General features: G+C 64.1%; 16 protein-coding genes. 5 read left to right on the top strand and 11 right to left on the bottom strand.

The features are described 5' to 3' along the window. Positions 1-54 precede the first annotated feature (54 nt). On the bottom strand, positions 55-2,295 hold the full coding sequence (locus K5L49_RS17780) for a beta-glucosidase family protein (RefSeq protein WP_223694875.1): 2,241 nt from the start codon (positions 2,293-2,295) through the stop codon (positions 55-57). Positions 2,296-2,336: 41 nt separating this feature from the next. Then, positions 2,337-4,805 (bottom strand): glycoside hydrolase family 2 protein, encoded by a 2,469-nt coding sequence (locus K5L49_RS17775; RefSeq protein WP_223694874.1) that lies wholly within the window; start codon positions 4,803-4,805, stop codon positions 2,337-2,339. 215 nt (positions 4,806-5,020) lie between these two features. On the opposite strand from K5L49_RS17775, the gene K5L49_RS17770 reads away from it, so the two are divergent. Further along, complete coding sequence (locus K5L49_RS17770; protein WP_223694873.1) at positions 5,021-6,352, top strand: MFS transporter; 1,332 nt, start codon at positions 5,021-5,023, stop codon at positions 6,350-6,352. A 61-nt stretch (positions 6,353-6,413) separates the two neighbouring features. Here K5L49_RS17770 and K5L49_RS17765 read toward each other — a convergent pair whose 3' ends face one another. Beyond that, on the bottom strand, positions 6,414-7,940 hold the full coding sequence (locus K5L49_RS17765) for an NAD-dependent epimerase/dehydratase family protein (RefSeq protein WP_223694872.1): 1,527 nt from the start codon (positions 7,938-7,940) through the stop codon (positions 6,414-6,416). A 102-nt stretch (positions 7,941-8,042) separates the two neighbouring features. On the opposite strand from K5L49_RS17765, the gene K5L49_RS17760 reads away from it, so the two are divergent. Further along, the gene (locus K5L49_RS17760) at positions 8,043-9,020 is read left to right on the top strand and encodes a LacI family DNA-binding transcriptional regulator (protein ID WP_223694871.1); all 978 of its coding nucleotides are present in this window, start codon (positions 8,043-8,045) and stop codon (positions 9,018-9,020) included. Positions 9,021-9,036: 16 nt separating this feature from the next. Here K5L49_RS17760 and K5L49_RS17755 read toward each other — a convergent pair whose 3' ends face one another. Then, on the bottom strand, positions 9,037-9,972 hold the full coding sequence (locus tag K5L49_RS17755) for a LysR family transcriptional regulator (protein WP_223694870.1): 936 nt from the start codon (positions 9,970-9,972) through the stop codon (positions 9,037-9,039). Positions 9,973-10,042: 70 nt separating this feature from the next. On the opposite strand from K5L49_RS17755, the gene K5L49_RS17750 reads away from it, so the two are divergent. Next, on the top strand, positions 10,043-10,192 hold the full coding sequence (locus K5L49_RS17750; protein ID WP_223694869.1) for a hypothetical protein: 150 nt from the start codon (positions 10,043-10,045) through the stop codon (positions 10,190-10,192). Between the two features lie 141 nt (positions 10,193-10,333). On the opposite strand, the gene K5L49_RS17745 is transcribed toward K5L49_RS17750, so the two are convergent. From K5L49_RS17745 to K5L49_RS17730, 4 genes are all read right to left on the bottom strand, one after another. Next, a complete protein-coding gene (locus K5L49_RS17745; RefSeq protein WP_223694868.1) occupies positions 10,334-11,815 on the bottom strand; it encodes an APC family permease in 1,482 nt (493 codons plus the stop codon). Further along, positions 11,784-12,773 carry a phosphotransferase enzyme family protein gene (locus tag K5L49_RS17740; RefSeq protein WP_223694867.1) on the bottom strand — a complete coding sequence of 330 codons (990 nt, stop codon included), beginning with the start codon at positions 12,771-12,773 and terminating at the stop codon, positions 11,784-11,786. Before K5L49_RS17740 ends, K5L49_RS17745 begins: the two co-directional genes overlap by 32 nt. Continuing rightward, positions 12,770-14,089: an aspartate aminotransferase family protein gene (locus K5L49_RS17735; protein ID WP_223694866.1), complete on the bottom strand. Its 1,320-nt coding sequence runs from the start codon at positions 14,087-14,089 to the stop codon at positions 12,770-12,772. Before K5L49_RS17735 ends, K5L49_RS17740 begins: the two co-directional genes overlap by 4 nt. Before the next feature lie 193 nt (positions 14,090-14,282). Further along, entirely contained in the window at positions 14,283-15,014 is a 732-nt protein-coding gene (locus K5L49_RS17730; RefSeq protein ID WP_223694865.1) for a GntR family transcriptional regulator, read from the bottom strand. A gap of 275 nt (positions 15,015-15,289) precedes the next feature. On the opposite strand from K5L49_RS17730, the gene K5L49_RS17725 reads away from it, so the two are divergent. Continuing rightward, positions 15,290-16,708 (top strand): MFS transporter, encoded by a 1,419-nt coding sequence (locus K5L49_RS17725; protein WP_223694864.1) that lies wholly within the window; start codon positions 15,290-15,292, stop codon positions 16,706-16,708. A 12-nt stretch (positions 16,709-16,720) separates the two neighbouring features. Beyond that, positions 16,721-17,266: a TetR/AcrR family transcriptional regulator gene (locus tag K5L49_RS17720; protein WP_223694863.1), complete on the top strand. Its 546-nt coding sequence runs from the start codon at positions 16,721-16,723 to the stop codon at positions 17,264-17,266. Between the two features lie 142 nt (positions 17,267-17,408). Here the strand turns inward: K5L49_RS17720 and K5L49_RS17715 are convergent, their stop codons facing one another. The 3 genes from K5L49_RS17715 to K5L49_RS17705 form a co-directional block, all read right to left on the bottom strand. Next, positions 17,409-18,344, bottom strand: a complete 936-nt coding sequence (locus K5L49_RS17715; RefSeq protein WP_223694862.1) for an alpha/beta hydrolase — start codon at positions 18,342-18,344, stop codon at positions 17,409-17,411. Between the two features lie 213 nt (positions 18,345-18,557). Beyond that, positions 18,558-19,556: a Gfo/Idh/MocA family protein gene (locus K5L49_RS17710; protein ID WP_223694861.1), complete on the bottom strand. Its 999-nt coding sequence runs from the start codon at positions 19,554-19,556 to the stop codon at positions 18,558-18,560. A gap of 92 nt (positions 19,557-19,648) precedes the next feature. Beyond that, entirely contained in the window at positions 19,649-20,941 is a 1,293-nt protein-coding gene (locus K5L49_RS17705; RefSeq protein WP_223694860.1) for a glycoside hydrolase family 1 protein, read from the bottom strand. Position 20,942: the final 1 nt, after the last annotated feature.

The raw sequence follows: 20,942 nt of genomic DNA, 5'->3' as shown, positions 1-20,942 counted from the left end.
GCGGTTACTCCTTTGCTTGGCGGATCAGTGCGCGGCGCTCAGCGGCCACGGAATTCAGGCGAGTCGGGTGACCCGCATCAGGTCTTCCAACGCGTCGTCGGCGATGTCGAGCCCAGAGATCCGGACGAACTGCCGCATCGTCATGGAGCGAACCATGATGAGTTGCTCCTCAGGAATTTCGACCTTGTCGAATCCGAGAACCTGAAGGGTGCGATGTCCGACCTCGGGGTGGTCGAACCACGTGCCGACCGGAGCCTCCAGGGTGAGTTCACCGGCGAGACGGTCCCCCTCGAAGGTGATCGTCGAGTGCTGTACGACAGTACTGGCGTCTGCACACACTTCGATACGGTAGTCGCCCGGAGCGACGACCCACTCCCCGATTGTCGTGTCCCAGTATGCGAACGCGCGCCGGGGCAGTTCGATCTCCACGGTCTCGGACTCCCCTGGTTGCAGCAGGATCTTCGTGAAGCCGCGGAGTTCGCGGGCCGGTCGGCGGATCGGCCCCGCCGAAGTGGCGACGTAGACCTGGACGACGTGCTTACCGGCACGACTGCCGACATTCGTCACCGGAACTCGCACCGAGACGCTGTCGACACCAGTGACAACGACATCGAGTGCCCCGGTCGTGAATGTGGTGTAGGACAAACCGTGGCCGAATGGGTAGCGGACAGGGGCCCCGGCTGTGGCGAAGTACCGGTAGCCGACGAGAACGCCCTCCCCGTATCGCACCTGCCCTTGCTCCCCCGGGAAGTTCATCCACGAGGGGTGGTCTTCGAGTCGAAGCGGAATCGTCTCAGCGAGCCGTCCCGACGGGTTGACGATTCCGAACACGATGTTTGCGATCGCTCGGCCACCGCCCTGTCCGAGCACGAATCCCTCGAGGATCGCGTCGACCTCGTCGTGCCACCCTTCCAGCGAGACGATGCCACCGTTCGCGAGCACCACGACCGTTCGGTGCGCGACGGCCGCTACGCTGCGAATCACGGCGACCTGGTCCGCCGGGAGGTCCAACGAGTCACGATCGAATCCCTCCGACTCCCTCTCCTCGGTGAGCCCAGCGAAGACGATCGCAATGTCCGATCGGCGTGCAACATCGACAGCGTCGGAAACAAGGCTCTCGTTCGGGATTCCGTCGAGGGTGTACCCGGGCGCGAAGGCGATCGAATTGCCCGTCGTCGCGGCTAGATCCTCGATCTCCTCGAGCGGGATGTCGACGCGGGTGGCGTTCACATGTGCACTTCCACCTCCCTGATATCGCGGCGCCTTCGCGAACGCGCCGATGACCGCGACGTCCACCCCACCGGGGATAGGCAGCACATTGTGCTCATTGCGCAGGAGCACGGCGCAGTCGGCAGCCAGCTCCCGCGCCAGGGCGTGGTGCGCATCGGCGTCGACCGCCGTAGAGTTCCCAACCGGCCTCGTGGCAAGGCTGGCCAGGCGAGCGACGCTGGAGTCGACGATCTCTTCATCGAGGCGCCCGTCGCGGACAGCGTCGACGATCGCCTGAACGGACGCGTCTTCGCTCGGCATCTCGAGGTCAAGCCCGGCTTCCAGGGCGGCGACACGGTCGGTGACGGAGGACCAATCGGAGATGACCGCCCCTCGGAATCCCCACTCGTCGCGCAGCAGTTCGGTCAACAGCCATCGATTCGCCCATGCGCTGACGCCGTTGATCTTGTTGTACGACGACATCACGGTCGCCGGCTCCGCCTCTGTGACGACGCGCTCGAATGCCGGCAGGTAGATCTCTCGGAGGGTGCGTTCGTCGACTTCGGAGCTGATCGTCTGCCGATTGGTCTCCTGATTGTTCGCGGCGAAATGCTTGACCGATACACCGGGCCCTTCTGCCTGGAGACTGCGAGTGAACGCCGCCCCGAGCACACCGGACACGTGTGGGTCCTCGGCGTAGTATTCGAAATTGCGCCCGCACAGCGGAGATCTCTTGATGTTCACGCCCGGGCCGAGGACGATGTCCACCCCCATAGAGGCAGCCTCGCGGCCCAGGGCCGCTCCCAGTTTCGCGGCGAGCTCGGCGTCCCAGCTGGAACCCACAGCCACTCCCGGTGGGAAGCACGTGGCTGGATCGCTGGCGAACACGGCCAGGTTGTCTTGCTTGCCGGACTGGTAGCGCAGCCCGTAGGGACCATCGGCGAGCCAGATCGATCGGATCCCGAGCTCGTCGAGGGGTTCGGTCTGCCAGAAGTTCTGCCCGGTGAGCAGCGGCGCCTTGCGCTCGATCGGAACGTGAGCGATCTGGCTGGTGTCGTGGACGTTGTCAGGCTGGTCAGCTCTCATTGCATCTCCGAAGTTGTAGTGACCGGTCAGGCTGGAACTGCTCACGGCAGTAGGGGGGATTCAAGAATCTCGTCGGGACGGTGTTCCGATTCGGCTGCGGCCACGACCGGGATTTCAATCGTTGCGACCCCGTGCACGGCCGAACGAGCCGTCACGACCACCGCTCCCTCGCCGCCGGTCGATCGGATGATCGCAAGAGCGCGTCCGCGGTAGGTCGTGGCGGACGGGGCCAGGAAGGACTCTTCCGTCTTCGGTGCGGCAGTACCGAAACCGACCAGTTCTCCTGGTCCTGAGACGTCAACCCGGATGGTGTCGTCGACCAGCATCTCCGTTTCCCCGCTCGGATCGCTCAGGGCGACGTGAACGAAGGCCAGATCGTCTCCGTCACCGACGAGGGTGTCGCTCTCCGCAGTCAACGTCACTGCGAGCTCCGCACTTGCGGAACGTAGCTGTGAGCGCGAGACGGGCTTGCCCGCCCGATAGCCGATCGCCGTCAGAGTTCCCGGCTCATAGGGAACCTTAAATCGGCTGAGGTACTTCGCGCGCTTCCCGGCCGCCTTTCGGCCGATCGAGCGTCCGTTGAGGACGAGTTCGATCTCATCATCAGTCGAATACACCTCGATCTCGGCGCTCTTCCCGCTGCTGCCCGCCCACGACCAGCTTTCGACAGCGTCAGTGACACGCCACGCCGAGCGCACATAGGGAATCCCGCTGCGATCGAGCGGCCGCACTGCGATGGCAGGACTTTCGAGTCGACCCCAGGCGGCTTGAGCGAGACGGAGCGAAGCATCCGGACGGCCCTCGAGATCGAACATGCCGGGACCGGAGATGATGTAGGGGTACGGCTTGGACAATCCGGCACGCTTTCCCGGCACCCACACGGAGACGCCGACCTCTCCGAGGTACTCCCAACCCGTCCAGACGAAGTCTCCGATGACGGCCGGGTACTTCTGCACCTGCTCCCACGCCCATGCGACGTCCCCCGGGAGAGTTTCCGTACCGAGGATGACCCGATCCGGGTACTTGCGGGAGTCCTTTCGGTACCGGGCGAGCCCGTAGTTGTAGCCGGCGACGTCGACCGCAGCGAACGCGTCGCGCGACGCCTTGTCCGCGGCAGGCAACCGGGCGACGAAGTGCATCAGCTTGCCGATGTGATTGACCATCACATTGGCCTCGGTGCTGCCTGCCATCGACTTGTCGTCCTCACGCTCTTTGTACGGGGACGCGTTCAGGGAAACCATCGCGTTGAGGAAGAGGTTGATCGCGAGGGTGATGGGGCGGTCGGGGTCTGCTGCGCGGAAGTAGTCGGCGATCTCGCGCGCAAGCGAAACGCCCTCCGGTGTGGCCGTCTCTGGAATCTCGTTGCCGATGGCGTACATCACGACACTGGGTCGATTACGGTCCTTCGCGATCAGTGCGTCCGCGTCCTCGCGCCACGTAGGCAGGAATCGCGCGGAATGGTCGAAAGCGGTCTTGCGGACGTACCAGTAGTCGACGAACTCGTCGAGCACGTACATGCCGAGCTCATCGCAGGCATCGAGAAGATGCCGACCCATCGGATGGTGAGCGCTGCGAATCGCGTTGAAGCCGGCCGCCTTGAGCAGCCGGATACGGCGGAACTCGGCCGCTCGGTGCGAGGCGGCACCGAGCAGACCGTTGTCGTGGTGGATGCACGCTCCGCGCAGTTGCACGGTGCGCCCATTGATGCGCAGACCGGACGTGGCATCGACTGTGATCGTCCGAAGCCCGACGCGTTCGGTGTGCCGGGAGACGACACCACCGTCCTGATGAACGTCGATGACCAGGTCGTACAGGAAAGGGTCTTCGGCGGTCCAGCCGCGTGGGCGGGGAACTCGCAGCGGGATGGTCCCGTGACCCGAGTCGAGAACCCCGGTTGCGACAGCCTGTCCCTCAGCGAACAGCGTCACGGACGCGCTCACCGTCTGTGCGGCGTTGTGGATCTGCACATCGATGTCGACGTCGGCACGAAGGTTTGTGAGTGCGCGCGTCCGCACACGGACTCCGTCGTGCGAGAGTCGCACCGCTGGCTGGGCGATGATCTGCACGGGACGGAAAAGCCCTGATCCCGGGTACCACCTCTCGGCCGGCTGCGCGCTGTGCGCGACTTCTACACGTATTTCGTTGGGGCCGCCCCAGACCACGTGCTCGTTGATGAGGAAGTCGAACTCCGAGTAGCCGCTGCGGACCATCCCGACACGAGCGTCGTTGACATAGATCGTCGAATCTCCCTGCACTCCTTCGAAGCGAAGGATCAGGTCCTTACCGGTATCCACGGAATCGGGAGTCCATGTCGTGCGGTATACGTAGTCTCCGCCGGCGAACCACGCCGTGTCCGCCCCGCCCGCTGCATCGTCGCCACGTTCCGCCGTGAGCATCGCATCATGGGGCAAACGGATTCGAGATGGGTCGGCCTGATCGCCGGCTGCCTCGAACTCCCAGTTGATGAGGGCATGCACTGTCGCGCTGGAGGCGGATCGGTTCGGAGTCATCATTGTCCTCTTCTGGCGACAATCGTTGCTGTGGTCGCGGTAGGGCACCAGCAAACCAAACAAATTGTCGCGCGTCAATTCTGGAAAACAACTGGACGCCCCGGAATGAATCAAAAAATTGACGCGCGACAATTCGCGGCGTATCGTTTCGTCTCGTTCGGCCGTCACACTCCGAACGAACCGATCCTTATCCCCCGGATGCCAACGGAGCCACCGTGAAAAACGAACCCTCTTCACCCGAGCTGTCACCGGCGCAGACTCTCGCCGACGCGTCTGAAGCCGTCGCCCAGTTCGCGCTCGATACGAGGCCCCAGCCGGACGACAACGTCATTCCGCGCGTCCGGGGCTGGTTCATCGCGGTCTACATGTTCACCTACTTCGGGTTGAACCTGGTGATGCTGATGCCCGCCTTGTTCAGCCTGGCCTACAAGGTTCAGCTGGTCGACCCGACGAACAAGGACTCGAGCCTCGGCCTCGTGCTGGGCCTCGGAGGGATCATCGGCCTGGTCGCCGGCCCGATCGCCGGAGTTCTCAGCGACGGAACCCGCTTGCGCTGGGGCCGACGTCGCCCCTGGCTCGTCGGCGGGGCAATCCTGGCAGGAGTCGGCGCGCTTGTCATCGCGCTCTCGCCGAACGTCCCGCTGATGATCGTCGGATGGACCATTTCTCAGTTCGCGGTCGCCGTCATCAGCGCCGGCTTCAACCCGGTTCTCGCAGAACGCGTGCCCACGTCGCAACGCGGAAAGATCGGGGCTCTCGGCGGTGTCGCTGCGTCGCTGGCAGGCGTCGGTGCGAGCCTCCTTGGCAGCTTCCTCACGGGGAACGTCGTCTTCCTGTTCCTCCTGCCCGTCGCGGTCTTCGCCGTCGGGGTGATCATCTTCGTGGTCACCGTCAAGGATGAGCCGGCGCCCGCCGGCACCAAAGTCCCCTCGATCGTTGAGATCTTCAAGGGGTTCCTCTTCAATCCGCGCACGTACCCCGACTTCGCACTCGTCTGGCTGGGTAAGTTCCTGCTCCAGTTCGGATTCACCTTCTTCAGCACCTACCAGTTCTACTTCCTGCTGGAACGCCTGGGGTTCACTCCCGAGCAAGCCGGACAGCAGCTTGCGGCCGTCGGAGGCATCAGCCTCCTCGCAATGATGTCGTTCGCCGTCGGCGGCGGATTCCTTTCAGACAAGCTGAAGCGACGCAAACCGTTCATCTACGTCGCTGCCGTCCTGATCGCATCCGGTCTCGTCACCGTGGCCGCTGCCCCGAACGTGGCCTTGTACGTCGTCGGTGGCGTCCTGCTGAGCGCTGGAACCGGCGCGTTCACCTCGGTAGACCTCGCGATGGCCACCGACCTTCTCCCCGAAAAGGACAAGGCGGGCAAGTACATGAGCATCTACTACCTGTCGTCAGGGATCCCCGGAGTCATCGCTCCGATCATCGCGCCCCTGATCATCATGATCGGCGGCGGCGGGAATTACTCCGCGCTCTTCGTCGCAGGCGGGGTGCTCGCTCTCGGAGCCGCCGTGACCACCTGGAGAATCCGCGGCGTGAAGTAGCCACCTCGGCTTACCGCGAACCCCTGATGCCCCCTCTACGGGTCATCAGGGGTTCGCTGCGTCATGAGGTAGCTGGGTTCGCCGGAGCGATGAAGGAAAGCTCGGCCTGCGCGAGGAAGGGATTCCGTTGCGCTTGCCGCGCGTAGCCCTCTGTGTCGCGCACGCATTCGGGGCACCAGTGTCCGGCTCGCAGAACAAGGCGGGGACTGGCCGCGAAGACGTGGTCGAATGCGCATCTCCACACCAGGGGCGCGGTGTGGTCGCCCGCTACCGGCGACACCAGTTCGCCTCCGCGGAACGTCGCCGCTTCCATGTAATCCAGCGTGGTCCATCGAGAGGGCGGAGTCGACTCGTCATAGCCATGATCGAGGAGAGTCACTTCGCGCGACGGCGATGGCGGGATGAACGTATCCCAATCACCGATGGCCAGCCACGCCTCTTTCGATCCGAAGTAGGCGTCGATCGCTTCCGAGTCGCCCTGAGCGATCGCGGCCATCGTGCCGCGAGGCTTACGCGCGAGTGGTCTCATCACCAGATTCTTGACGATCCAGGCGGGCACCTTGCCCGCGGAACGTACTGAGGACGGCGCCGCGTCGACCGCACGTTCGACAGCGTCCGCGAAGGTGTCCTGCCGGTACGGGACGAGGCTGTCGAGCCTGTCGCTGTCGCTGTACCACTGGCCGTGGAAATTCTGCAGCGCGAACCAATTCCGGTCGTACCAGCGTCGAATGTCGTGAACTCCCATCGCCGCCCCCAGGGCGACTTGGAGCTGCCAGTTCGTCAGCCGCCAGCCCTCCCCTCCGCCGATGTTGTAGATCCCGCCCCAAAACTCGGTGGGCACGTCCGGCGAGGAGACGCCGACGAGGAGGCGTGCAGAGTCTTCAGCCGAGGCCCACTCCATCACCCCATTGAACGGCGAGTGAGTCATGATCGGATCGCGGATCTCGAGCATCCCCGGATGGAAGATGCCTGTCTGCCGCAGCCACGCCCATCGGGGGAGCCCGGACTCGATGAGGAGCCGTTCAGCGACGATCTTCGTCTGGCCGTACTCGTCGAAGCGAGAGACGCGGAGAGGGTCTCCGACACGACCCCAATGCACCGGGGCTTGCCGATCGCCGGTCTCGGCAACCGAACCGATCCCCACGACCGAAATCGCGGAAGGATCGGGTTGAGCCTTGACTGCTCGAATGAGGTTCTGCATCGACCCGATATTCACGCGCCACGCCAGCTGGGGGTGGATGTCGGCCAAGGGTGAGACGATCGCGCCCACGTGCAGAACGACATCAGCTCGGCCGACCGCTCTCAGCACGTCAACGTAATTCGAGAGGTCACCCCACACCACTTCCAGGTTTTCCATGTCAGCGAACTCCTGGAGAACCTCCCGATCGGCATCCGTCGGGCGCGCAAACGCGAGAACCAGATATTCGGGGTGACCGCGAAACTCTCTCAATGTCGCTCTCCCCCAATTCCCCGTCGCGCCGGTGAGCAGGACGGTTCGGCGAACGTCCAGGTCCGTCATACGTGTTCTCCTTCGGATCCGCAGTAGGCAGTCGAGCGGGCAGATCGTCCGCACGCGCGCTTTCAGCAAGGGTTGCGTCAGCTAAGCACGGCTATTGTCGCGCGTCAATCTGATTGCTCCACTCAGCTTGACGCGCGTTAAGCTAGGTCGGAGAAGAGGAGGGCAGACGCAATGGCAAGCAGTGCGGAGGTTGCGGCACACGCGGGGGTCTCGCGATCGACCGTCAGCCAGATCCTCAACGGTCATGGCAACCGTTTCACTCCAGACATGGTCCAGCGCGTGGAGTCGACTGCCCGGAAGCTGGGCTATCGCCCGTCGGTCGCAGCGCGGACTCTGGCGCGTGGGACGAGTGATATCGTCATCACCCTCATTCCGAACATCACCTTCGGACCACGGCTGCGCGACCTGATCGACACCATCACCCGAGAGCTCGCTGACGCCGGCCTGACGAACCTCCTGCGGCTGGCGTCGTCGGACGAATCGTTCGAGGACTCAATCCTCGCTCTTCGCCCGCGGGGGCTGTGGAGCTTGGCCCCGCTGACCCGAGAACAGCGTTCTCGGCTGCACAACCAGGGCGTGCAGGTCATCGACCAGTCGCACGACCTGCAGGTCGCAATCGACCGGGAGATCGGAGCCATCCAGGCTGCTCATCTCGTCGCTGCGGGATACGAGCGTATTGCAGCGGCGATGCCCACGGACCAGCGGGAGATGCCCTATGCGAACGCCCGGGTTGACGGTGCATTGAACTGGTGCGCAGACCACGGCATCGAACACCTGCCCACACTCCACCTCGATATGACGCGAGGCGGTCCCGCGCTCGCTGCCCGCCTGCTTGATTCGCGATCCTTCGGGGTGGCCGCCTACAACGATGACGTCGCTCTGGCCGTGCTGGGCGCGGCGACCCGCGCTGGCCGCCCCGTCCCGGATGACATCGGCGTCATCGGCGTCGACAATTCGACAGTGGCGATGATCGCCACGCCGTCGATCACCACCGTCGACCTGGACCTCACTTTCAGCGGTCACGAAATTGTGCGAGCGCTCCTCGATGGTCCCGACGCCCTTCCAACTGAACCGTTCGAAATCGTTCGGAGACAAATCAGCGTGGTGCAGGGCGAGAGCACGCCGACGCCACCTCCGCCAGCCACGTGACCTCAGTCCGATCGCGTCAGACCTGCAGATGGGAGGACGCCGGACGGATCTCGCTGCCGGATGCCACCACGTTCGCCACGTGCTTCCTGAACAGTTCCGCGGACGGGAGGAGGCGGTGCTCGCTGGACCACAGCATGCCGATGTCCTGGGTGGTGCGCACTCCTTCGATCTCGAGATAGCGGAGCGCCCCGCTCTCGCCGCCTCGATCCTCGTCACCCGCGGCAGGCAGGATGGCGACCCCGAGCCCGGCCGCCACGAATCCGCGAAGAGTAGGAAGATCGTCGCCTTCGAAGCCGATGTCCGGCTCGAAGCCCGCTTCGCGGCACATCGCGCGAGTGAAGCGACCGAGCGACGTGCCTTCCCGGAGCATGAGGAAGGTCTGGTCAGCGGCGTCGCTCAGCAGAAGCCTTCCCCGCTCTGCAAGGGTGCTGTCCCGAGAGACAGCCAGGCGAAATACCTGGTCGAGCAGGCGCAGGCGCTGCGAGCGGCTGCGCCCATCCTGACTGGTGGACAGCAGCAGGTCGGCTTCCCCCGAATCCAGCACGTCTGACGTGGCGTCGTCGTGGACCTCGACGAGAGTGAACTTCACCCCTGGATGGACGGTGCGAAAGCTTCGGATCAACGCGGGCACGAGCCAGCTCGCGAGGGCAGGCTGAAACCCCAAACGCACCAGTCCGGTTTCCGGCGCGACGACCTGCAGTGCGGCGGCGATCCCGTCGTCGAGGCGATGCAGCATCTCATCCACGTGCTGCTTGAATGCCGACCCGGCGGCTGTCATACGCATGGTTCGGCCAGTACGACGAAGCAGCGGCGCGCCTACCTCCGACTCCAAGCGCGCCAGAGCGCGCGACACCCCGGGCTGACTGACGTGTTCGATCTCGGCGACCTCGGTGATCGTCGCGCCGTCGCAAACCTGTTGAAACCACCGCAGCGTTCGGGTATTCACATCCATGACTCCAAGTCATAGTTACTGCTGAAAGTAGGTATTGGAAGTATTGTCGCGCGTTCGGAAGACTGTAATCATGACAGACACGACCAACATCGCCATCAGCCAGGTGCACAAGATCGAACTTCGCACCCCCCGAGGGTTCGTCCAGCAGCTGACCCGCCAGCTCGTGCGCCTCTTCTCGGCGGACGGCCGATTCGCGCTACCCGGCCGAAGCGCCAAGTAGCCGTCCGGCGTCGCCGCGCCTCAGTAGCACGTGACAGCAGCGCGCTCGAGGAGGTGTATTCGTCGTCCGCCCCCACCGCCGCACGACCCATCTATAGCGGGCCGTTCGGTGATGAGGTGGCACGACAACGCGGATCTGGCCTCACATCAGAGGCGCCTGCATCGGTTGCTCGTCCGGGATTGTCGACGTGCTCGTTCGTCTTTTCGCGGCGACCACGATCGGTCCAGCGATCAGCGCCAGGACGAGGAGGAGCAAAGGCGCGGACGCAAGCGGTGAATCTGTTCCCGTTAGTACCGAATAGTTCACGATCATCAGGCTCACGGCGATGACGAGGCCGAAGCCACCGAGGATGCACGCACTCATGAGGACACCGGTGAGCTGTCGGGACCGGGCGAAATAGCGGAGTGCTGCGAGGACGACGATGATCTGGACGCCGAAAAGGGCGATCGTCAGGAGTCCGACGAGACTGCTTCCCAGCCCGATGTACGGGTTGACTTGCGCGAGGGCGAAGACGAGGACGATGACAAGGCCGAGCGTTGCGATGACGTTGCTTGCAGCGGCGGGGACGGATCGCGTCCTGTGAAACACCCCGAGGCGTGCAGGAAGCAGACCATCTCTGGCAAGGTCGGCCGTGTAGCGACTTGCGGCATTGTGCATGGCAATGGCGCTTGCAAGCACGCTTCCGCAGAAGAGCACCTGCATCGGAATGAGCAGCCACGGTCCACCGAATTGATAGGCGAGCGTGAAGACGACGTCGCCCTGCAATTTGAGGGCCGCGGCCACGGCGTTGTTCGCTCCCAGGCCGCCGATGATGATCCACGTCGTGATCACGTAGAACAGCGCTATCGCCGCCAGAGCGCCGTAGACAGCACGCGGGATCGCGCGGCGCGCGTTCTTGGTTTCGCGTGAGTAGAGAATTCCAGCCTCGATCCCCACGAATGACGTCAGGCCCGTCATGAGCGCGAGTCCAGGCTGGCCCGAGAAGATTGTGGTCGGTGAGAAGCTTGCTGCGGGGAATGCGGATCGCCCGTCGTGGGCGACGATGAGGACGTTCATCACGACAAGCAGAATGAACTCGGCTCCGACCAAGACCATCACGGCGCGACCGCTCACCTCGGCTCCTCGACGGCCCAGAAGGCCGATGATCAGGAATGCGCAGCCGGTGAGCGCCCACCACGGGATGGTGATCCCATACGTCGCGGCGATCAGACTTCCGAAGTAGCCGACGCCGACGGCATATGAGATCGTCGCGGCGATGTAGCCCAACATTGTCGTGTACGCCGCACCCGCCCCCATTCCGCTCCCTAGGCCCGCCTTCACGTAACTGGAGAATCCAGCGACGCCGGGCAGAGAGCGGTGCAGCTCGAGGTAAACGATCAGGAGTATGGCCATCAACAGGGCTGCCGCGAGAAACGCGGCAGGAAGCCCTGCGCCGTTGCCGAAGATCAGACCACCTGGCACATTTCCGAGCATTGAACTTAGAGGTGCGGCGGCTGCGATCATCAAAAGCGCAACGTGCCAGCCGGTCATGGTGCGCTGGTATGCGGGGGCTGCTGTGTCAGTCATAGCCACGGTAAGGCTCCTTAGGCGGTCACGAATGGGAACGGGCAAGAAGATCGTCATTGAGGTAGCGGTGGGCCATTTCCGCAGTGTCGGCCAGCGCATCGGCGCGGTTGATTGCGGGGTGCCCTTCGGGGTGAGCGAGCAGCCACCCCACGATCATCAGCCGACGCTGCATCAGCAGCGCCGGGATGGTCTCCAGCGCGTCGTCTGTAACCACCGCGTTCAATGCGTATCCGGAAAGCCACGCGTCGACGAGTTGCGGCGTCTCGGGAAGGTTCTCGAGCCCGGTCAGGGAAGCCGCGAGATCGAACAGGGGCCAGCTGTAGCCGCTGTCGTCGAAGTCGATGACATGCAGTTCACCGGCAGACCAGATACTGTTGCCAATCTTGAGATCCGCGTGCTGGAGGACTCGGTTCGCCCCCGTAACCGGAGGAAGCTCGGCGAGAATGCGTCTGCGGGAGGCACGAAGGATATCGGTCGTCTGCGACGGGAGCTCCGCCGACATCCAGTGCCCCCACGACGTCGCGTCGGTGAGGGTCGACTCCACATCCCATGTTGGCCGGTCGAAGTACTCCGGCGCGTTCCACTTCCGAGCATGGCTCTGAAGAGTTCCGGCGGCTGTTCCGAGCGCGGCCAGGGATACTTCGAGCTCGGGTTCGCGGGCATCCGCTCGAACGTATTCCATCAGGGCGAAAGGCGTTCGCGACCCATCGGGTAAGTCCAACCATCCGGTGAGTTCACCCTCGTGCGACCGGTGAGGTCGGGCAGTACGAACCTCTGCGTCGGCGAGCGCTTCGACCCATGCCAGCTCAGAGTGGATCCTGACAGGAGCGTGACGCCCGGGACGATAGACCCTGACCACCGCTCGTGGATGCAGCTCGGCACCAAAGGTGACTGCAAACGTCACGTTCTCCGCCACGTGCAACGGAGTCAGCCTCGGCATCCCGGATCCGAGAGCATATTGATCTACGAGCGCGATACGTACGGCATCGGCGTCGACTTGCGCTTCCTGCATCATTTGCGTTCCGCGCTGATCTCAGCGAACACTTCAAGGAAGTGGTCGATGCCGGCTTCGTCAATCACGAGCGGTGGTCGGATCTTCAAGGAGTTGTTGGCGGCCCCGGTGTTGGAAATGAGGACACCCCGATCCCTGTGGCGTGCAACGACCTCGAGGGCGCGAGCGGTATTCGGAGTCTTCTCGTCCTTGTCAGTGACGTATTCGACCGCGACGAACAGGCCCGCTCCACGAACATCGCCGATCGAGCTATCAACATCGGAGATCCGGCGGATACCGTCTTCCAAGCGCGCACCCAGGGTTTTGCTGCGGCTGATCAGCTCGCGGTCTTCGATCTCGTCGAGCACCGCGGACGCCGCCGCCACGGCAACGGGGCTCCCGCCGAATGTGTTGAAGTAGCTGGCACGTTTCCCGAATGCGGCGAACACCTCACGGCGCCCGGCCAGCCCCGCGACCGGGAAGCCGTTCCCCATCGGCTTGCCCATCGTGACGAGATCCGGTGTAAGACCGTGTCGCGTGAAGCCCCACAGCCCATCGCCGAGCCGCCCAAAGCCCGACTGAACCTCGTCTGCAACGAACAGACCGCCGTGTGAGTGCACAACTACGGCGACCTGCGAGAACAAGCTGGTCGGTGAGGGGATCACTCCGTCAGTTGAGAGGATCATGTCGGCGAAAAAGGCAGCCAATCCATATCCCGCTCGCTCCAGATCGAGAGCCGCCGCGCCCACGTCAGCTGCGAATCGTGCCGCGGCCTCTGGCCCCTCCCGATATGGGTCCGGGGCGGGGACGACACGTAGCCATTCGGGGTCGTTTCCCGGCGTGGCCACTCGGCTGATCGGCGAGATCGCATCGGCGTAGCCGGCACTGCCGTGGTACGCGGCGGCCGTGACGATGACGCCCTGCGCAGACGTTGCCGCGCGGGCAACCCTCACCGCGAGATCATTCGCCTCCGACCCACTGTTTGTCAGAAACAGTCGGTCCAACTCCGTCGGCATGGTGCCCAACAAGCGCTGCCCGAAGTCAGCGAGGGACGGGTAAAGGTACCGGGTATGCGTGTTCAGCACCCGCATCTGGTCATAGACCGCTTTCGCAACGCGCGGGTTGGCGTGACCGACAGCCGGAATGTTGTTGTACATGTCAAGGTATCGAGTTCCGTCTGGGCCAACTAGATACGCGCCTGCGCTCGAAGCGACTTCGACCGGCTGCGAATAGAACAGGTTGTAGCTGGGTGCCAGAGTCTGCTCTCGCCGTTCGATCAGGTTTCGCGTGGCCTCGTCCAGTTCAGAGTCGCCGGAATAGCCGTTGAAGCGCGAGAGCAAGGCAGCTCGCTCAGTGGAGCTGAGGCCCGCTAGCGCACTGGCGGGGGTGAGTGGTGGGTGAACAGGCATGGTTCCTCCTGGTGCCTACCGCCGTGCGCTGTGCACGCCGGGTGTGAAGAACCGTATGAGCCCTTTGTTTCGGGCCGGCGTCGCCGCTGCCGACGTATGTAAATGGTTGGAGAAGTCCGCGAAGTCACCGAGGCGGGGTGCGGTGAACGTTTCCCTCGAAGCCATACGGTCGAAGGTGAAAGCGCATGCGAGAGCCGTCGAAGTACTCGAATGCGAGCTCGGTCGGCTCCTCGGCACTGTTGTACGAGACTCGCCTGATCCGGACGATTGCGCTCCCGGCATCGAGCCCAAGCAGTGCTGCTATCGCTGGTGCGGCCTGGATGACCTCGAGCACTTCGGCCACCCGACCTGTCGTAAATCCGTATGCTTCTCGCGCGACGCGACCAAGTTGGGTGACATCGTGTTGGGCCAATCGTGGAAACCGGAATTCAGGCAGCCGGTTCTCCTCGATGCTCAACGGAGTACCTCCTGCTTCGCGCACCCGGCGGAGCCGGTACACGCGCTCGTCCGACTGCAGCAGAAGAACTCGTCGGTCTCGTGGCGTGGCAGGCACGAGGTCGAGGTCGAGAACCCGGGTAGCTAGCTGAACTCCTTGCACCCGAGCGATCTCAGGCAGACTCGGGCTTCCATCGAGGTTGCGCTCCAATCGCGCGTCAGCGACGTAGATTCCACCTGCTCGGCCGATCAAAGCACGGACGACCCGTTCCCCCCGGAGGATATCGAGCGCGACACGCAACCGAGAACGGGTCACCCCCAAGGTCACGGCCAACTCTCGCTCACTGCCGAGACGCTCGCCCGGCATCCAGCCTTCGGTCTCCAGCATCGACCTGATGCGCGCCGCGAGCTCATCTGACATCGATCGATCACTTCCTTCGGTAACGCCTTGGGGCCTGCGGGGATCGGCGCCACCATTCCGAGGCTAGGTGGCAGATGGGTCGAGCCAGAGTCGCGTCTGTAAATGGTCTGTTTCGAGCCGGAACGTGGGCCGATCACGGATTTTCCGACCATATTGGTTGGTTTCCCAGCCAAATTGGTTGGTTGGTCCGCTAGATTCAGACGCCTGCACATACACGGAAAAGCACGAGGGGATCCAACATGGCACGACCAATGCAGCCGTCCGGACGACGATGGTTGGCCTTAGCCGTCCTCACCCTGTCTCAGCTGATGGTCGTCCTCGACGTAACCATCGTGAACATCGCTCTGCCGTCGGCGCAGGCCGAGCTCGGGTTCCCGGACGACGGGCGACACTGGCTCGTCACCGGGTACGCGCTGGCGTTCGGGAGCCTGCTGCTGGTCGGCGGACGGCTCAGCGACTTCTTCGGTCGCCGCCGGATGCTGGTGATCGGCCTGATCGGTTTCGCGCTCGCCTCTGTGCTCGGCGGGTTCGCCAGCAGTCTCGGCGCGCTTCTGTCGGCGCGCGTGCTGCAGGGAGTGTTCGGCGCCATCCTTGCGCCCGCCGCTCTCTCGCTGCTGTCGACGATCTTCGAGGACCGCGCCGGCCGACTCCGCGCGTTCGCAATCTTCGGCGCCGTGTCCTCCGCGGGCGGTGCCGTGGGGCTGTTCCTCGGCGGGTTGCTCACCGAGTACCTGTCCTGGCGGTGGTGCATGTTCGTCAACGTGCCGATCGCGATCGTGGCACTCGCGGGGATCGGCTTGGTCGCCCGGCAGCCGGTCCGCGAGCGGAGCCCACTCGACCTCCCCGGTGCAGTCACGTCGGTCGCCGGAATGGTCGCCCTCGTGTTCGGTTTGGCGAATGCGGAACACGGCGGGTGGGGAAACCTCTGGACGGTGCTGCCCCTTGCCCTCGGCGCCGGGCTGCTCGCCGCGTTTGTGCTCATCGAGCGTCGCACCAGCCATCCCCTCCTCCCCCTCCGCGTGGTCCTCGACCGCGACAGGGGCGCCGCGAACCTCGTGGGGCTGCTAGTCAACGGCGGCCTCTTCGGCGTGTTCCTATTCAGCACCTACTACTTCACCGAGGCGCTTGGATACTCGCCGGTCGAGACGGGCCTGAGCTTCCTCCCGGTCGTCGCAGGGATCATCGCCACGTCCACGCTTGCGGGGTCGCGGCTGCTGGCGCGTTTCGGGCCGCGCTCGGTCGTCGCGACGGGGTGCGCGGTCGCCGGCGCCGGGCTCGCCTTGCAGACCGGCGCGGGCCTGTTCAGCAGCTTCGCCGGCGACCTCCTGCCCGGCCTCGTGCTCTACGGCCTCGGTCTGGGACTCGTGTTCGGCCGGCTCCAGGAGGCCGCGACGGCGCGGGCGGAAGCGCGGGATGTCGGTGTGGCCTCGGCGCTGATCAACGCCAGCCAGGAGGTCGGCGGAGCCGCAGGAACCGCCCTCATCAGCTCGGTCGCGGCGACCGCTGCTGCCGCGATTCTCGCGACCTCTCCGAGCACCGCTCCGATCACGGCGTCCGCGACGGTCGAGAGCTACCGCGCCGCCCTCTGGGTGGCGGTAGCGTTGTACGGGCTCGCAGCGATCGTCGCGGTCGCCTTGTTCCGCCGGGGGATCGTGGAAAGGGACCCTGACGCCGAACCGCTGATCGGGCACTAGGAGGAGCAGGCCATGAACGCACCGACGAGCACCGCCATCGTCGACGCCGCCGCCGCCCTCTTCGCCCGGCACGGCTTCGACCGGACTGCGGTGCAGTCCGTCGCGGACGCGACCGGGTACTCCAAGGCGGGCCTGTTGCACCACTTCCCGACCAAGCGCGCGCTGTACGAGGCCGTCATCGCGGAATGCGCAGCCGAGACGGCTCGGGTGCGGGACCGTGTCGTCAGCCTGCCCGTCGACGCCGTCAGGGACCGCCGCGCGGTCGAACTCCTGGTCGACCTCTCCCTCGCCCGACCCGGACTCGTCAGTCTCCTGCTGAGCACCATCGTCCCGATGGGCGACGACAACGTCTCCGACCTCGACGCCCTCGGCGACCTCCTCTATGAAGCCTTCGACGACCAGCCCCCGGAGGAGTCCCGCCGCATCCGGGTGACCGGTGCGCTCGTCGCGCTGGGGGTCCTCGCCCTTGAAGCCCGCCACATGGACGTCGCCTCCGCATGGCGCAACCAGATCATCGACACCAGCTTCGACGCGTTAGGACATGCTCGATCTCGCTAGGCCTGATCGCTCGGTCAGTCGAATGCAAGTCCACCGTCGGCGAGAGTGGCAGCGGTGAGGAGACAATGTCTCCGGCGGAGGGAAGGTCGGCCGTGATGACTCGTACAACCGTCAGTCGATGTCAGCGTGGTGAGCGCTGCGCTCAGCTGCGGTGCGCCGCGACAAACTGAATGACCTCCAGGCTCAGTTCAATGTCTTCCGGTGTTGCACCGCTGAACCCTGCGTGCGGCATTGCTTCGAAGACCAGCAGTTCTGCGCGCACGCCACTCTCGCGGAGCTTGCGATGCATACGCACCGTGTTGGAGAGGAAGAGGTCGCGTGTCCCCGTGGACAGCAGGGTCGGCGGGAAGTCGTCGACGTCGCCGAATAGTGGCGACAAATAGGGGTGGGCTAGGTCGTGGCCCGCCGCGTAAAGCAGATTCACTTGTTCCAGGCTTGCGAGGGCACGGTCCGCGTGAGCGTTGACCTGAAACGAGTCGCCCGACTCCGTCAGATCGAGTTGAGGCGTTCCCAGGTACAGCGCCGCAGGCATAGGAAGGCTCTCGTCTGTGGCGCGAAGGAGTGTCGCGGCGGCAAGATTGCCACCTGCCGACACGCCGGACACGAATACGTCCTTCGGATCACGCCGCTCCACCAAGTGTCGATATACCGCGACCGCGTCATCCCAACCCGCCGGGAACGGATAGAGAGGAGGCATTCGGTAGTCGACGCTCCAGACCTCCATTTCCATCGATAAGGCGCTGAGAGCACCGAGCCGTCGGCAAACCTCGCCGCCCATGTTGATAAGTCCACCGGGATGCATGGTCAGGCATACCGGGCCGCCTTCACGGACGGAGGGCGATCGGTGGACGAAAACTTGCACCCCGCCAACGTCGCGAATGTCTTCGTTAAGCGCCTCAGAAACGGGCGGGATGACCGCCAGAATCGATTCGTCAGCGGCGCGAATGTGCGCTAGCCAATCTTCGGTGTCACCAAGAGCAGGGTAGGTGGGTCGCACCACCGGGGCCGCCAGGATGGCCTGGGCCTCCTGACTCACCGATTTGGGAACAGGGTAAGGCATCGTCACTGAGTCCGTCACCCTGCCAGAATTCCATGATTCACCGCACTTTGCAGCATGTGTTGCATTGGGATTTTCGGCCCATCGTGAGCATTGCGATCGACCGCTGCGACTCTCACGAGCCGACCCTGGGGATCTGTGCTGATCTGCGTTTGGGTGATGGCGCTCACCCTTACGATTCGAAGAACTAGTCAGATGCAAGCGATGCCTCAGAGCACCTCGCAAACCGCCAGCTCAGGTGCGGTTTGATCCAGAGAACGGACGACGCGGCTCCATTCCGGCTGCGATGTAGGTCTCGTCGATCGTCCGCATCATCGCGACCGACTCGGCAAGGCTGACCGGCGACGATTCGCCGCTCGAAATCGCATCACGGAACGCGCCAAGCTGATATCGATAAGTCGCAGTTCGATCCACCGGGTGAACTGTTGCACCTTCGTTGGTCGTAAGACGTATCTTCGCTCCGGCTTGAGGTTGAAATGGCCACGAGACGCGAAGGTTGCCTGATGTTCCCACGATCTGCAGTCGCTGAGAGAAGATGCGCCGTGACCAGAGGCTGCACATTATTTCAGCGCTGACTTCACCAGGCATTTTGTACCGCGCACGCATGACGCGATCAACTCCCTGTCGAGTATGGGCATGAGCCGAAACGACCCCGTCCGGAATGCCCAGGAGAGTCTGCAGCACTCTCAGTGGGTAGCAGCCGAGGTCCATCAAGGCTCCGCCGCCTAGCCTGCGATTCCAGCGGATGTCCTTGCCCGGCGGGATGGGTGCACAGAATTCGGCCGATGCGCGAACGATGTCGCCGATAGCTTTGGCGTCGAGGAGCCCGCGAATCTGTCCGATCAGCGGATGAAACAGGGTGTGAAAGGCCTCCATGACGACGACGTTGCTTCGCTCTGACGCGAGAGCGACGGCCTCGGCTTCAGCTCCGTTTGCGGTGAACGGCTTCTCCACGAGAACGTGCTTTCCGGCCTTGACCGCTGCTATCGTCCAGCTCCCGTGCAGTGCTGGTGGTGTCGGGATATAGACGGCATCGATCGCGTCACTTTTGAGGAGCGATTTGTAACTGGCGAATACCTGAGGAATCCGGTGTCGGGAGGCGAATGCCGTGGCCCGTTGGTAATCACGAGCTGCAACTCCAACGACTTCGACACCGGTCATCTGTCGTGCCGGGCGAAGAAGCCCAGCCTCGGTAATCCGCGCCGCTCCGAGGACGCCTATACGAAGGGTCATCTACTTCTTCCGCCGCTGCTGCTGCCGTCGAGGATCAAGGGTCGGAGGTGAGGAGGGGTGATGTTTCGACGTCCCCTCCCCACCGCGGCGACTCAGCTTTCGCGAGCAGCCAGAACCAGCTGAGTGTCGACTTGAAGGCTGGCTCCGTTGCTCCGTGCCACATCGCCCAACCAGCCGAGGCTTGGCTTCGGGCTACGTTCGAACGTGGCGTGGTCGAACGCAATGAGTCCAAATGTCATCGCGAATCCGGAATGCCATTCCCAGTTGTCGATCAGGGTCCAATGGATGTAGCCGAGCACCTCCGCGCCGGCTTCGATGGTCTCGGCCAAGCCTTCGAGAGCTGCGCGCGTGTAGCGGATGCGCGCGTCGTCGTCCGCCGTGGCGATCCCGTTCTCCGTGATCAGTACAGGCACACCCGTGTACGCGAACGCCTGTGCGACGGTGTGCCCGAGTGCGGCCGGGTAGTACTCCCAGCCGGTCAAGAACGTGTCATCATCCTCAGGCGTGTGGATGCGCCCTTCGGGACCGTAGACCTCGCGTGTGTAGGTCTGGACGCCGAGGAAGTCGTCCTCTCGGGCGGCTGCCCAGTAGGGGTGGATCGCTTGGCCGAGGATGTCGTCGCGGCGGGCCTCGCCGCCCGGCTCCGCCTGGAAGTCGTGAACGGCGATGGACCAACCGACCCTAGCGTTCGAGGCGATCGACTTGATCGCGGCGCGCGCGTTGCGGTGTGCGGTGAAGACGTTCTCCACTGCCTGCGGGGCGAGGACCGGGATAGCCATCGCGGCGATACCCGGCGTCCCTCCGACGCGGGCGGCGAACTCAGCCATCAGGGCAGCCTGCGCAGCGGCGAGGTCGTCAGCTGCAGCTCCGAGCGGCAGCGAGCCGGTTGCAAGGAGCAGAGCGCCCGCGTTCGGTTCGTTGAACGTGATCCACCAATCGACGAGCTGCTGGAACTCTTCGACGACGTAGCGGACGTAGCGGACGAACAGATCTGCGGCCTCAGGCTGCGCCCAAGCTCCGTCGCGGGCGAACCAGGCCGGAACGGTGAAGTGGTTCAGCGTCACGACGGGGGTGATCGAGCGAGCACGGCATTCGAGGATGACGCGCCGGTAGTGCTCGAGCTCAGCGCGAGAGAACTGCCCTGGCTCCGGCTCGATCCGGGACCATTCGATGCTGAACCGATATGTGTCGAGGCCGGACTCCGCAAGCAGGCGGATGTCGTCCTCGTAGTGGTGATAGCTGTCGCAGGCATCGCCGGAGGGTTCGACGAAGGGGGCGCTCTCGACGTGCTCCATCGCCCAGATGTCCGAGTTGAGGTTGTTGCCTTCGATCTGGTGGCCGGCCGTGGCGGCACCCCAGAGGAACTGGTCGGGGAAGGTGGGCATG

The organism is Leifsonia poae, from assembly GCF_020009625.1.
Taxonomy (GTDB): domain Bacteria; phylum Actinomycetota; class Actinomycetes; order Actinomycetales; family Microbacteriaceae; genus Leifsonia; species Leifsonia poae_A.
The sequence above is the reverse complement of the archived record's forward strand: the minus strand, read 5'-3'. Positions and strand labels throughout refer to the sequence as shown.